10 protein-coding genes are annotated in these 13,404 nt (G+C 73.4%); 8 read left to right on the top strand and 2 right to left on the bottom strand.

Features of this window, described 5'->3' with window-relative positions; genetic code table 11:
* Positions 1–4: 4 nt before the first annotated feature.
* Complete coding sequence (locus tag OHA86_RS32075) at positions 5–2,461, bottom strand: RICIN domain-containing protein (RefSeq protein ID WP_329180961.1); 2,457 nt, start codon at positions 2,459–2,461, stop codon at positions 5–7.
* Between the two features lie 317 nt (positions 2,462–2,778).
* On the opposite strand from OHA86_RS32075, the gene OHA86_RS32070 reads away from it, so the two are divergent.
* The 8 genes from OHA86_RS32070 to OHA86_RS32035 all read left to right on the top strand — a co-directional run bounded on the left by OHA86_RS32070 (position 2,779) and on the right by OHA86_RS32035 (position 11,974).
* On the top strand, positions 2,779–3,870 hold the full coding sequence (locus OHA86_RS32070) for an ABC transporter substrate-binding protein (protein WP_329180959.1): 1,092 nt from the start codon (positions 2,779–2,781) through the stop codon (positions 3,868–3,870).
* Between the two features lie 40 nt (positions 3,871–3,910).
* Complete coding sequence (locus OHA86_RS32065) at positions 3,911–5,668, top strand: sugar ABC transporter ATP-binding protein (protein ID WP_329180957.1); 1,758 nt, start codon at positions 3,911–3,913, stop codon at positions 5,666–5,668.
* Complete coding sequence (locus OHA86_RS32060) at positions 5,665–6,627, top strand: ABC transporter permease (RefSeq protein ID WP_329180955.1); 963 nt, start codon at positions 5,665–5,667, stop codon at positions 6,625–6,627. Before OHA86_RS32065 ends, OHA86_RS32060 begins: the two co-directional genes overlap by 4 nt.
* A complete protein-coding gene (locus tag OHA86_RS32055) occupies positions 6,624–7,661 on the top strand; it encodes an ABC transporter permease (RefSeq protein ID WP_329180953.1) in 1,038 nt (345 codons plus the stop codon). The genes OHA86_RS32060 and OHA86_RS32055 overlap by 4 nt, the downstream gene beginning before the upstream one ends.
* Before the next feature lie 94 nt (positions 7,662–7,755).
* A complete protein-coding gene (locus OHA86_RS32050) occupies positions 7,756–8,772 on the top strand; it encodes a LacI family DNA-binding transcriptional regulator (RefSeq protein WP_329180951.1) in 1,017 nt (338 codons plus the stop codon).
* A 91-nt stretch (positions 8,773–8,863) separates the two neighbouring features.
* Positions 8,864–10,027 carry an aldose epimerase family protein gene (locus tag OHA86_RS32045; protein ID WP_329180949.1) on the top strand — a complete coding sequence of 388 codons (1,164 nt, stop codon included), beginning with the start codon at positions 8,864–8,866 and terminating at the stop codon, positions 10,025–10,027.
* On the top strand, positions 10,024–10,428 hold the full coding sequence (locus OHA86_RS32040; RefSeq protein WP_329180947.1) for an NTP pyrophosphohydrolase: 405 nt from the start codon (positions 10,024–10,026) through the stop codon (positions 10,426–10,428). The genes OHA86_RS32045 and OHA86_RS32040 overlap by 4 nt, the downstream gene beginning before the upstream one ends.
* 70 nt (positions 10,429–10,498) lie before the next feature.
* Entirely contained in the window at positions 10,499–11,974 is a 1,476-nt protein-coding gene (locus OHA86_RS32035) for a DNA-3-methyladenine glycosylase 2 family protein (protein ID WP_329180946.1), read from the top strand.
* A gap of 281 nt (positions 11,975–12,255) precedes the next feature.
* Here OHA86_RS32035 and OHA86_RS32030 read toward each other — a convergent pair whose 3' ends face one another.
* Positions 12,256–13,362 (bottom strand): DUF5954 family protein, encoded by a 1,107-nt coding sequence (locus OHA86_RS32030; RefSeq protein ID WP_329180944.1) that lies wholly within the window; start codon positions 13,360–13,362, stop codon positions 12,256–12,258.
* Between the last annotated feature and the right edge of the window lie 42 nt (positions 13,363–13,404).

The raw sequence follows: 13,404 nt of genomic DNA, 5'->3' as shown, positions 1-13,404 counted from the left end.
AGGGTCAGACGAACTGCCACAGGTGGTCGGCGGTGCCGTTGTCGTCGTACTGGACGACGGGCGCGCTGTTGGCGGTCGACATCAGGTCCACGCCGAGGACCTTGCCGGAGTTGCGGTTGCGGATCCGGTACCAGCCGTCGCCGTTGTCCACCAGCTGCCACAGGTGGTCCGCGGTGCCGTTGTCGTCGAACTGCACCACCTGGGCGCTGTTGGCCGTGGACATCAGGTCCACGCCCAGCACCTTCTGCGAGTTGAGGTTGCGGATCCGGTACCAGCCGTCGCCGTTGTCCACCAGCTGCCACAGGTGGTCCGCGGTGCCGTTGTCGTCGAACTGCACGACGTGCGCGCTGTTCGCGGTCGACATCACGTCGACGCCCATCACCTTGCCGGAGTTGCGGTTGCGGATCCTGCGGTAGTCGCCGGTGGTGGACCACTGGTGGCCGTTGGCCGCGGTGGTGGGGAAGGCGGCGATCCTCAGCCGGGCGGCACCCATCGGGATCAGGGTGACGGTCTCGACGGCGGCCGTGCTGCGGGCCGGTGACGCCTGGAGCGGGGTGACGACGTGCTGGCTGTCCGCCTGCCATTCGGCGATCCGGCGGGCGGGCGCGGTGATGTGCACCGGGGTGCTGTCACGGGTGAAGGGGTCGGCGGGCAGCGGGCCGCCGGCGCGGCTGAACGCGGTGGTGCCGGCGTCCAGGGCGAGCCCGTAGTTCCACGCGCCGGTGGCGTGCACGGCGTATTCGGGGAATTGCGTGCTGCCGCCGGTCTTGACGTAGCTCTCGCCGATGGACAGCGCGTAGCTGAGCGGGCCGTGGTCGATGCCGGTGGCGCCGTGGTTGCCGGGCCAGGTGCGTACGGTGGTGGCCTGCGGCAGGGTGAGCACGACCGAATCGCCGTTGTTCCATGTGCGGTTGACGACGGTGAAGGCCGGTCCCGCGGAGGCGCCGACGGCAGCGCCGTTGACGGTGAGGCGGGGGGCGGTGCACCAGCCGGGAATGCGCAGATACAGCGGGAAGGCCAGCGGTCCCGGGGCGCTGACGGTGAGCGTCACGGTGTCGGCGAAGGGGTAGTCGGTGGTCTCGGTGAGGGTCACCTGGGTGCCGCCGGCGACCTTCGCGGTCACCGCGCTGGGTGCGTACATCGCGGCGGCCAGGCCGTGGTCGGGGGTGGCCAGCCACAGCTCCTCGGTGAAGTACGGCCAGCCCATGCCGTAGTTGTGCGGGCAGCAGCGGTATTGGTCGACGCCGGGCAGGAAGGCCTGCATGGCCCAGTTGTTCTGGAACTGCCCCTGCGTCTTGGCGGTGTTGTCCAGGTCCACGCTGTTGGCGCTGGTGATGTAGTGCACCGCCTTGCCGGTCGGGTCGAGCGCGGCGGGCAGCGAGTTGAAGGCCAGGTCCTCGCAGCGGTCGGCCCACACCGGGTCGCCGGTGATCCGGGTCAGCAGCTGGTGGCTGGCCATGAACTCGACGATGCCGCAGGTCTCGAAGCCCTGCCGGGGGTCGCCGAAGCCGGGCCTGGCGTTCTCGTCGCCCGCGAAGCCGCCGCCGGGGAACTGCCCGTAGGCGGTCATCACGGCGGTGTAGTTCTGGTACGCGGCCTGGGACAGCGCGGTGGACGGCGAGCGCAGCGCGTACTGGGCGGGTTCGCGGAAGCCCTGGGCGATGTTGACGTTGTGCAGGCTCGGCAGGTTGTTCACCCAGTTCGCGCCGCCGGCGTGGATCTTGTCGGCGAGGCCGAGCAGGAAGGAGTCGCCGGTGCGGTTGTAGAGCCAGAAGACGCTGTCCAGGCCGTCGCCCCAGCGGACCGAGACCCAGCTCTGGTTGAAGGCGCCGGGGCCCTGCGCGTTCATGTAGCGGAAGAACGCGGTCAGCAGCGGCACAATCCTGGCGTCGGCGCTGTACTCCTGCCAGTTGCGCAGCGCCCACGTCAGCGGCAGGTACGGCCAGAAGTCCGGGCCGCCGCCGAGCGAGGTGCGCAGCGAGGTCGGGCCGAAGAAGCCGTCCGGCTGCGCGGTGGCGACGATCGCGTCGACCCAGCGGCGTACGGCGGCCAGCGCGGTGCTGTCGCCGGTGAGGATCGCCAGGTCGGTGTAGCCGCGCAGCCAGTACGGGACCTCTTCCCAGCCGGATTTCTCCGGGTGGACCCAGCCGCTGTTGTCCATGGCCAGGAAGTGCGAGGTCGAGGCGTACTGCCCGCACAGCCCGGCGAGTTGCTGCCGGAGCCGGCCGTCCAGCCAGCCGCGGGCGGTGACCGCGCCGGGCGGCAGGCGCAGGAAGGCGGTGGGGGCCAGCGGGGCGGCGTTGGGGCTGTAGAGACCGCCGGGGGCGGGGGCGACCCGGGACGAGGCACGGCCCGGGGCTCCACCCCCGGCGGCGGCATGGGCGGGCGCGGCCGGCAGCAGCGGGATCGCGGCGCCCGCGGTGAGTGCGGTGGTGACGAACTGTCGGCGGTTCAGGGGCATGGGGGGTGGCCTCCTGGTGTTCTTCCAACGTTGGAAAGACCGATGCCACCCGGCATGACAGCACGCACGGACTGTCATGTCCATAGCTCACACAGAAGTCGCCTGAAGTCCCACCCGCCCCGTCGGACAGTGGCCGGAGGCGGCAGCTGGCGGGTTTTCGAAACTCTCGACCGCCTTCTTGTCGTGGTCGGGAGCCGCGTATATAACGTTGTAAAGCCGCGCCCCGGGACACCTGTTCCCACTCTCCGGCGCGCCGCCCCGGACCACTCGTACGACCGACGGACGCACCTCCGTCGAGACCAAGGAGTGTCGTGAGCATGACCAAGCACAGAACCCGCACCCTGGCCGCCGCCTGCCTGCTGCTCGCCACCGCGGGCCTCGCCGCCACCGGCTGCTCCAAGTCCGAGGGCGACGACAAGGCGGCGGCGCCCAGCGGTTCCCAGGACGCGGCCCAGCAGCAGGTCACCGAGTCGGCCACGGCGGCGGCCGACGGCTGCACCCTGGCCGCCTACGGCGCGCCGAAGCTCGACCTGAAGAACGCGGTCGTCGGCTTCTCGCAGTCCGAGAAGGAGGACAACCCGTTCCGGATCGCCGAGACCAAGTCGATCAAGGACGAGGCCGCCAGGCTCGGGGTGAAGAAGCTGCTCACCACCGACGCGCAGTCCCAACTGCCCAAGCAGATCAGCGACATCCAGGACATGCTCACCCAGGGCGCGCAGCTGCTGATCGTGGCGCCGCTCAACTCCGACGGCCTGGAGCCCGCGTTGCAGGCCGCCGCGGCCAAGCACGTGCCGGTGATCACCATCGACCGCAAGATCAACGCCACCTCCTGCAAGGACTACGTCACCTTCCTCGGCTCGGACTTCGTCAAGCAGGGCCAGCGCGCCGCGGACGCCATGATCGCGTCGACCGGCGGCAAGGGCCAGGTCGCGATCCTGCTCGGCTCCTCCGGCAACAACGTCACCACCGACCGCACCAAGGGCTTCCTGGACGAGATCGCCGCCAAGGCGCCCGGCCTGAAGGTGGTGGCCCAGCAGACCGGTGACTTCACCCGCGACAAGGGCCAGCAGGTCATGGAGCAGCTCATCCAGTCCAAGCCCGGCATCACCGCGGTCTACGCGGAGAACGACGAGATGGGCCTCGGCGCGGTCACCGCGCTCAAGAGCGCGGGCAAGAACCCCGGCAAGGACGTCAAGGTCGTCTCGGTGGACGGCACCCGCAACGCCGTCCAGGCCATCGTCAACGGCCAGTACAACGCGGTGATCGAGTCCAACCCGCGCTTCGGGCCGCTGGCCTTCGCCACCGCGCAGAAGTTCTACGGCGGCGAGGCGATACCGCAGAACGTCATCATCTCCGACCGCGCCTACGACGAGAGCAATGCCAAGGACTCGGTGGCCGGGGCCTTCTGAGCGACCCGCCCCCTGACACCCGGAAGGCCAGGCCACCGACATGGCACCACCAGAAGCCGCCGCGGCGCAGTCCGCTCCGCCGGGTCCCGACGGCCCCCGGACCCCCGCGGCCCCACCGGCCCCCGTACTGGAGGCGGTCGGCGTCAGCAAACGCTTCCCCGGTGTGGTGGCGCTCGACGATGTCTCGTTCACCCTGCGCGCGGGTGAGATCCACGCGCTCGTCGGGGAGAACGGGGCGGGCAAGTCGACGCTGATCAAGATCCTCACCGGCGTCCACCGGCCCGACGAGGGCGAGTTGCGGCTCGGCGGCGAGCAGGTCGCCTTCCACCGCCCGCACGAGGCGCAGCAGGCCGGCATCTCCACCATCTACCAGGAGGTGAACCTGGTCCCGCTGATGAGCGTGGCCCGCAACATCTTCCTGGGCCGGGAGCCCAGGACCCGGCTCGGCCTGGTCGACTTCCGCCGGATGCACCGGGAGACCGCCGACCTGCTGGGCGGCTTCGGCATCACCACCGACCCGCGCCGCCCGCTGCACACCCTCGGCATCGGCACCCAGCAGATGGTCGCGCTGGCCAGGGCGGTCTCGGTACGCGCCAGGGTCGTGGTGATGGACGAGCCGACCTCGTCGCTGGAGCCGCGCGAGGTCGAGACGCTGTTCCGGGTGATCGGCGAACTGCACGGCCGCGGCATCTCGCTGGTCTACGTCAGCCACCGGATGGACGAGCTGTACCGGATCTGCGACCGGGTCACCGTGCTCCGCGACGGGCGCCTGGTGCACACCGGCGACCTCAAGGACACCGACCGGGTGCGGCTGGTCTCGATGATGCTCGGCCGCGAGCTGGCGCAGGTGCGCAAGGAGGGCGCCACCAGCTTCGGCGACAGCAGGACCGCGGCGGCCGAGCCGGTGCTCACCGCGACCGGGCTGACCCGCCGGCATCTGCTCGACGGTATCGGCCTGGACCTGCGGCCCGGCGAAGTGCTGGGCCTGGGCGGGCTGCTGGGGTCGGGCCGCAGCGAGACCGCGAAGGCGCTGGCCGGCGCGCTGCCGCTGGACGGCGGCGAGATCACGGTCGGCGGGCGCCGGCTGTCCCGGATCAGCTCGGCCGCCGCGATCCGGGCCGGGATCAGCCTGCTGCCCGAGGACCGCAAGGCCGAGGGCATCGTGCCCGGCCTGTCGGTCCGGGAGAACATCGTGCTCGCCGCCCTTCCCCGGCTGTCCCGGTTCGGCTTCATCTCCCGGCGCAAGCAGGACCGGGTCGTGGACATCTTCATGAAGCGGCTGCGGATCAAGGCGGCCGGCCCCGAGCAGAAGGTCGGCGAGCTGTCCGGCGGCAACCAGCAGAAGGTGCTGCTGGCCCGCTGGCTGTGCCTGGAACCGCGGGTGCTGCTGCTGGACGAGCCGACCCGGGGCATCGACGTCGGCGCGAAGGCGGAGGTGCAGACGCTGATCGACGAACTGGCCGCCGAGGGCCTGGCGGTGCTGCTGATCTCCTCCGAGCTGGAGGAGCTGGTGGAGGGCGCCGACCGCATCGTGGTGCTGCGGGCCGGCGCGGTCGCCGGCGAGCTGACCGGCGACGAAGTCTCCGAGGGCGCGCTGCTGACCGTACTGGCGGAGACCGCGCCGCAACCCGTACCGGAGCCCGCGGCGGACAGCGCGGAACCGCCGGGAGGACCGCGGAGGGGACAGCTGGACGGACCGCGGGACGCTCCGGACGAGGCCGCGGACCGGACGGCGGACGACGCCGCGGACCGTACGGCCGGGCAGGCACCCGGCCCGCAGAAGGAGGACCCCCGATGACGTCGTTCGCGCTCCCCCGCGGCCTGGACCGGCCGCGGATCGCCGACGCGCTCCAGCGCTACGGCGTCTACGGCGCCGTCCTGGCGCTGCTGGTCTTCAACGGCATCTTCACCGACCACTTCCTCACCGCCGACAACCTGCGCACCCAACTGGTCCAGGTCGCGCCCGTGGTGATCGTCGCGCTCGGCATGGCGCTGGTCATCGGCACCGAGGGCGTCGACCTGTCGGTGGGCTCCACGATGGCGCTGTCCGGCGCGCTGCTGCCGCTCTACCTCGGGTACGGGCTGCTGCCCTCGCTGCTGGTGGCGCTGCTGGCCGGGGTGGTGGTCGGGCTGGTCAACGGCTCGCTGGTGGCGCTGGTCGGCCTCCAGCCGATCGTCGCCACCCTCGCGCTCTTCGTCGGCGGCCGGGGCCTGGCCCTGGTCATCGCCGACGGGCAGCTCAAGCAGATCGAGAACACCGACCTGCTCAGCCTCGGCACCGACAGCGTGCTGGGCGTCCCGGTGGTCGTGCTGATCGCCGGGGTGCTGGCGGCGCTGGTCGCGGGACTCGTCCAGCGCACCACCTTCGGGCGCCAACTGGTGGCCGTCGGCGGCAACCGCAAGGCCGCCGCGCTCGCCGGACTGCCGGTGCGGCGGGTCCTGATCGGGGTCTACGTCATCTGCGGGGTGCTGGCCGCGCTCGCCGGGGTGCTCGCCACCGCGCGGCTGACCGCGAGCGACCCCTCGTCGCTGGGCAACCTGATGGAACTGTCCGCGATCACCGCGGTCGTGGTCGGCGGCACCCCGCTGACCGGCGGCTCCGTCCGGGTGCTCGGCACCGTTTTCGGCGCCCTGCTGATGCAGCTGCTGCACGCCACCCTGGTCACCCACGACCTGCACGACTCCACCGCCCAGATGGTCCAGGCGGGCATCATCCTCGTCGCCGTCTACGTCGCCCGGGAGCGCAGAGCCCGATGAAGTCCCTCGTGAATCCCGCCCCGCCCGCACCCGCCGGGCCGCCGCCCCCGCTCACCGTGGCCGCCGAACCCCGCCCCGGCGGCCGGCAGCGCGCGGCCGAACTGCTCCAGCGCCAGGGCGTGCTGGCGGTCCTGGTCCTGCTCTGCGTGATCTCCTCCTTCCTCTTCTCCTCCTTCGCGACGCTGGACAACACCCGCGGCATCACCATCCAGGCGTCCTTCCTGTCGGTCGTCGCGCTCGGCATGACGCTGGTGATCGTCACCGGCGGCATCGACCTGTCGGTCGGCTCGGTCTTCGCGCTCGGCGGAGTGGTCGCCGCCTGGGCGTCGCAGTACGGCTTCCTGCCCGCGCTGCTGCTGCCGCTGGTGGTGTGCGGAGCGATCGGCACGGTCAACGGGCTGCTGGTCGCCAAGGCCGGCATGGCGCCGTTCATCGTGACACTCGCCTCGCTGCTCGGCGCCCGCGGGCTGCTGCTCGCGCTGACCCACGAGGGCGCCAGGACGTATCTGGTGCCGCGCGGCTCGGCCTTCCAGAAGCTGGGCGGCGGCGCGGTGTGGGGCTTCGGCTACCCGGTGCTGATCGCGCTCGCGCTGTTCGGGCTGGGCGGCCTGGTGCTGCAGCGCACCTCGTTCGGCCAGGCGCTGTTCGCGGTCGGCGGCAGCGGGGACGCGGCGCTGCTGATGGGCCTGCCGGTGGCGCGTACCAAGGTGCTGGTCTACACGCTCAGCGGGCTGCTCGCCGGATTCGCCGGCGCGCTGAACGCGGCCCGGCTGTCGTCGGGGGTGACCATCATCGGCGTCGGCATGGAGCTGGACGCGATCTCGGCGGTGGTGATCGGCGGCACGCTGCTGGTGGGCGGCGCGGGATCGGTGTCGGGCACGCTGTGGGGGGTGCTGCTGCTCGGCGTCATCCAGAACCTGATCAACCAGATCGGCTCGCTCAACTCCTCCTACCAGTCGGTGGTCAGCGGCGGCTTCCTGATCGTGGTCGTGGTCGCCCAGCGGTATCTGTCGGCCGCCAGACGCGGTACCTGACGGACACCGGCCGCGCACCCGCACCACATACGGGACCGGCACACTGAGGCCGGAACCGCCGTGCCTCCGCAGGACGGCCGAGGGAAGGAACTCCGTGGGCGCCAGCCTCAAGGACGTCGCGCAGCTGGCAGGCGTGTCCGTCAAGACCGTGTCGAACGTGGTGAACAACTACCCCCATGTGACCCCCGGGATGCGCGAGCGCGTCCAGCGGGCCATCGACCAGCTGGGCTACCGGCCGAACCTGACCGCCCGCCACCTGCGCAAGGGCAGGACCGGCATCATCGCGCTGGCCGTGCCGGAGCTGGGCAACCCGTACTTCGCGGAGCTGGCCGGCGCCGTCATCGACGCCGCCGCGCGGCACGACTACACGGTGCTGCTCGACCACACCGCGGGCCTGCGCGAGAAGGAGCTGCTGGTCTCGCAGGGCTTCCGGGCCCATGTCATCGACGGCCTGATCCTCAGCCCGATCGAGCTGGAGGCCGCCGACCTCCTCGGCCGCCCCGGCGACGCGCCGCTGGTGCTGCTCGGCGAGCGCGAGTACGACGCGCCCTACGACCACATCGCCATCGACAACGTGGCCGCCGCCCGTAGCGCGGTACGCCACCTGGCCGGGCTCGGCCGGCAGCGGATCGCGTTCCTCGGCGCGCGCAGGGAGATGGCGCGGCAGCCCGCGCACCTGCGGCTGCGCGGCTGGCGCGAGGAGCTGACCGCGGCCGGCCTGCCGCACGACGAGACGCTGGTGGCCGCCACCGACGGCTACGGCCGCTGGGACGGCGCCGCCGCGATGAACGCGCTGCTCGACCGGGGCGCCGAGCCCGACGCGGTCTTCGCGTACAACGACCTGATGGCGCTCGGCGCGATGCGGGCGCTGGTCGAGCGGGGGCTGCGGGTGCCGCAGGACGTGTCGGTGGTCGGCTTCGACGACGTCGAGGAGGGCCGCTTCTCCACCATCGCGCTGACCACGGTCTCACCCGACAAGCAGGCCATCGCCCGGCTGGCAGTCGAGCGGGTGGTGGCCAGACTGGCCGGCGACCCGCAGTTGCAGCCGGAGCGGATACGTCCCGGCTACACGCTGGTCGCGCGGGAGTCCAGCGCCGCGCGCACCGGGTGAGCGCGGACGCGTGTTCCGTACGCCCGCGCTCCGGGTGAACGCGCCCGCACGCCCGTCAATGTCCCGATCCGCCGACCGCCGAGGACCGCCGATGCCCGCGCCCCTACCGCACCGCTCCCCCTTCGGCCGCACCCCCGACGGACAGCCGGTGGAGTGCTGGCGGCTCGAATCCGCGGCCGGGGTCGCCGCCGAGATCCTCACCTACGGCGGCATCCTGCACGCCCTGCACGTGCCCGACCCCGCGGGGCGCCGCGCGTCGGTCGTGCTGTCGCTGCCCGACGTGCCGGCGTACGCCGAGCGCAGCCCGTACTTCGGGGCGCTCATCGGCCGCTACGCCAACCGGATCGGCAGTGCCCGCTTCCTGCTCGACGGCCGGCTGCACCGGCTGCCCGCCAACGACCGCGGGCACACCCTGCACGGCGGCCCGGACGGCTTCCACCACCGCCTGTGGCAGGCCGAACCGCTGCCCGGGGCGCTGCGGCTGACGCTGCACAGCCCGGACGGCGACATGGGCTTCCCCGGCGGGCTGGACGTCAGCGCGACCTACGCGCTCGGCGAGGACGGGACGCTCGCGCTGTCCTTCGAGGCGCGCACGGACCGGGCGACGGTCGTCAACCTCACCAACCACGCGTATTTCAACCTGGCGGGCACGGGAGCGGATGACGGGCCGGTGTCCGGGTCCGGGTCCGGGTCCGGGTCCGGACCCGGACCCGGACCCGGTGGGATATTGGGGCACATGCTCCGTATCGACGCCGACGGCTTCCTGCCGGTCTCCACCGAGTCCATCCCGTGGGGTCCGGAACAGCAGGTGGCGGGCACGCCGTTCGACTTCACCTCGCCGCGCGCGCTCGGCGACGGCCTGCGCGCGCCCGATCCGCAGGTCAAGGCCGCCGACGGCTACGACCACTGCTGGGTGCTGCGCCCGTCCGCCGACCCCGGGGTGCCGCGCACCGCCGCGGTGCTCCACGATCCGGGCAGCGGCCGGACGATGGAGGTGCGCACCACGGAACCCGGCATCCAGGTCTACACCGCCAACCGCCTCGACGGCTCCCTCGCCGGTCCCGACGGCCGCCGCTATGGGCCGCACGACGCGGTGTGCCTGGAGACCCAGCACCTGCCCGACTCGCCGAACAGGGCCGGCTACCCGTCGACCGTGCTGCGGCCCGGCGAGGTGCTGCGCAGCCGTACCGAATTCCGCTTCCCGCACCTGGCGGGCGGGACTCAGCGGCCCACGGGCGGCGGGGAGCGGCCGTGACCGGGCCGGCGCCGCTGCTGGTGGTGGACGGCGCGAACGTCGTCGGCTCGGTGCCCGACGGCTGGTGGCGGGACCGGCGGGGCGCCGCGGCCCGGCTGCGCGACCTGCTGGTCCCGCTGGCCGCCGCCGGGCTGCCGGCGGCGAGCGGTGCCCCGCCGTGGGCGACCGGCGTACCGCTCGACGTCCTGCTGGTGACCGAGGGCGCGGCCCGCGGGGTGCCGCCGGTACCGGGCGTGCGGATCGAGGAGGCCCCCGGCAGCGGCGACGACCTGATCGCCGGCCTCGCCGCGGACGCCGCGGGCCGCCCCTGCCTGGTGGTCACCGCCGACCGGGGCCTGCGGGCCCGGGTCGAGGCGGCGGGCGCGCACTGCGTCGGCCCCCGCGCGGTCCGCCCGCGCTGAGTCCCGGCGGGCCGGACACCACGTCCGATATCCGCTAGCCCCGGGTCCGGCGGGTGGCCATACTGGACACATGACGACCGAGGACAGCAGGTACGAGGCGGTCCGCAGCCGGGACGCGCGATTCGACGGGGTCTTCTTCTTCGCCGTGTCGAGCACCGGGATCTACTGCCGGCCCAGCTGTCCCGCGATCACGCCCAAGCGGGCGAACGTCTCCTTCTTCCCGACCGCCGCGGCCGCGCAGGGCGCCGGGTTCCGGGCGTGCCGGCGCTGCCGGCCCGACGCGGTGCCCGGCTCCGCGGACTGGAACGCCAGGGCCGACGTGGTGGGCCGGGCGATCCGGCTCATCGGGGACGGCATCGTGGACCGCGAGGGCGTCGCGGGCCTCGCCACCCGGCTCGGCTACAGTGCCCGCCAGGTCCAGCGGCAGCTGAACGCGGAGCTGGGCGCGGGGCCCATCGCGCTCGCCCGGGCCCAGCGCGGCCACACCGCGCGCGTGCTGCTCCAGACCACCTCCCTCCAGGCGGCCGAGATCGCCTTCGCGTCCGGTTTCGCCAGCGTGCGGCAGTTCAACGAGACGATCAGGGAGATCTACGCGGCCACCCCGACCGAACTGCGGGCCGCCCGCCCCGGCCGCGGCTCCCGCTTCGGCCCGGTCGCCGCCGCCCCGGCCGGACCCTGCGGGGACCACGGCACCGCGACCGGTGTGCCGCTGCGGCTCGCCTACCGCGGCGGCTACGACTCCGCGCAGGTCTTCGACCACCTCGCCGCGCGTGCGGTCTGCGGCATCGAGGAGGTCACCGGCGACCGCGGCGCGCGCGTCTACCGCCGTACGCTGCGGCTGCCGCACGGCTCCGGTGTCGCCGAGGTCGAGGAGGGCCTCGGCAGCGGCGGCTGGCTCGAATGCCGGCTGCACCTCGGCGACCTGCGCGACCTCACGACGGCGACCCAGCGGGTGCGGCGGCTCTTCGACCTCGACGCGGATCCGTTCGCGGTCGCGGAACGCCTCGGGGCCGATCCGGTACTTGCCGGGTCCGTCGCCCTGCGCCCGGGGCTGCGGGCGCCGGGCACCGCCGACCCGGAGGAATTCGCGCTGCACGCGGTCATCGGTGACGCCGCGCGGGCCGCCGCTGTCGCCGCGGCCTACGGCGAGCCGCTGGCCGCGCCCAGCGGCGGCCTCACCCGGCTCTTCCCCCGCCCGGCGGACCTGGCGGAGGCCGAGCTGACGGAGGTGGACGCCGACGTCCGCCCGGTCCTGCGCGCGGTCGCCGCCGCGCTTGCGACCGGCGAGCTGCGGCTCGATCCCGGGGCCGACCGGGACGAGGCGGAGCGCCTGCTTGTGGCGCTGCCAGGGGTGGGGGTGCGGACAGCCGCGGTCATCCGTATGCGGGCGCTGGGCGACCCCGACGTCCTCCTCCTCCCGGGCTCCGCCCCGGCCGCCCGGTGGCGCCCCTGGCGCACGTACGCGACCCACCACGTCTGGGCGACCTCGCTGTCGCGGGACCTTCCCCCGGCGGCGAACGTGCCGCGCAGTTCCCCGCGCGCCTGAGGGGGTTGCCACGTGCGGTGGCGCCCGCACGTTGCGGTGAGCCTGTGGCTGGGCGCGCCGTTCCCCGCGCCCCTCAGGGCGCGCCACTTGCCGTGGGCCTCACACCTCGCGGTGTTCCTCGCGCCCCCGAGGGGCACGCCGGCCGCAACTGCTCCTCGCCGGCGAGGTGGTCGTCGCGGGACGCGGGCGGGCGTGCTCAGGGGCGCGGGGAACTGCGCGAGCAACCCACCGCCGGAGAAGGTCCGGGTGCGACCGGGCGCGGAGGGGCGGGCGGTATACCGCTAATGCCGTCGCAAGGACTCCCTGCGGCGCCGTTCCTCGTCGAAGAGCCGCAGGAACTTCTGCGTGCTCTCGTCCGGCTCCTCCGCCCCGTCCTCCTCCTCCCGGAGCACCCCCTGCTCGCGCAGTTCGCGGTCCTGGACCATGACCGGGGGGACCGGGTCGGGGTCGGAGGGGCGCGGGCTCTCGGGGCCGTCGGGGCCGACGCGGACCAGGCGTTCGACCCGCACGATGCGGAAGTGGCGCCCGGCCACGTCGAGTTCGTCGCAGCGCTCGGCGTCGAGCCGGTCGGCCGCGTCGTTGTAGACGCAGCGCTGCTCGGTGGTGAGGTCGCGCTGCCAGGGCACCATGACCCGCAGCTGCATCGCGAGACCGTCCCGCGCGGACTGCGGCGTCGCGGCGGTGCCGCTGGAGCCGGGGCGCCACTGGCCGCCCTCGCGCTCCGCGGTCATGAAGGCCGCGGGGAGCAGCACCCCGCCCGGGTGCGTGGCCGCCGCGGTCCCCGAGTCGTCGCGGACGTCGCGCGGCACGGTCCCGTGTTTGCGCAGCGCCGCGAGGAGTTCGGCCTTGAGTATGCCCTCGGAGACCCCGGTCGGGTCGTAGGGGTCGATGACGAAGCCCGCTGCCGGGTCGAGCCCTTCGTGGGACTCGCCGGGCTCGCTGGGGTCGGGGTCGGTGATCCTGGGCGGCTCGGGGCCGTCGGGTCCCATCCGGATGAAGCGTTCCGCCCGGACGACGCGGTAGCGGCACCCGCACACCGTCAGGTCGTTGAGCGCCTCCCAGTCCAGCAGCTCGCCCGCGGCCTGGTATTCGGCCGCGCGCCGCGGGTCCCCGCCCTCGGCCGCCTCCATCGCGACCCGGCGGAAGTACGAGCCGAGGCCGTCCCTGGCGTCCTGCGGGGCGAGCCCGCTGAAGTACGGCTGGAGGACCCATCCGCCGTCCGGACTCTCGCGGGCGACACCGAAGACCGGGCCGCCCGCGAAGAGCATGGAGGGGTGTGTCTTGCGCGCCTTCCACGCCTCCACGTCGGCGAGTGCCGCGACCGGTGACTCCGGGGCGGTGACCCGGATGGTCTGGTAGACGGTGGCGTTGTCGGCGGAGGACTCCATGGCACCAGCATGCCCACCCGTCGCGCCGGGAGGCGGTTGTTC

The sequence above is a fragment of the Streptomyces sp. NBC_01477 genome (genome assembly GCF_036227245.1).
GTDB lineage: Bacteria > Actinomycetota > Actinomycetes > Streptomycetales > Streptomycetaceae > Actinacidiphila.
This window is presented reverse-complemented; position numbering and strand designations above follow the sequence as displayed.

Excerpts from the sequence above, each read along its gene's own strand:
- OHA86_RS32055 (WP_329180953.1), top strand. The coding sequence starts at position 6,624 with ATGAAGTCCCTCGTGAATCCCGCCCCGCCCGCACCCGCCGGGCCGCCG.
- OHA86_RS32045 (WP_329180949.1), top strand. The coding sequence starts at position 8,864 with ATGCCCGCGCCCCTACCGCACCGCTCCCCCTTCGGCCGCACCCCCGAC.
- OHA86_RS32075 (WP_329180961.1), bottom strand. The coding sequence starts at position 2,461 with ATGCCCCTGAACCGCCGACAGTTCGTCACCACCGCACTCACCGCGGGC.
- OHA86_RS32035 (WP_329180946.1), top strand. The coding sequence starts at position 10,499 with ATGACGACCGAGGACAGCAGGTACGAGGCGGTCCGCAGCCGGGACGCG.
- OHA86_RS32065 (WP_329180957.1), top strand. The coding sequence starts at position 3,911 with ATGGCACCACCAGAAGCCGCCGCGGCGCAGTCCGCTCCGCCGGGTCCC.
- OHA86_RS32070 (WP_329180959.1), top strand. The coding sequence starts at position 2,779 with ATGACCAAGCACAGAACCCGCACCCTGGCCGCCGCCTGCCTGCTGCTC.
- OHA86_RS32060 (WP_329180955.1), top strand. The coding sequence starts at position 5,665 with ATGACGTCGTTCGCGCTCCCCCGCGGCCTGGACCGGCCGCGGATCGCC.
- OHA86_RS32030 (WP_329180944.1), bottom strand. The coding sequence starts at position 13,362 with ATGGAGTCCTCCGCCGACAACGCCACCGTCTACCAGACCATCCGGGTC.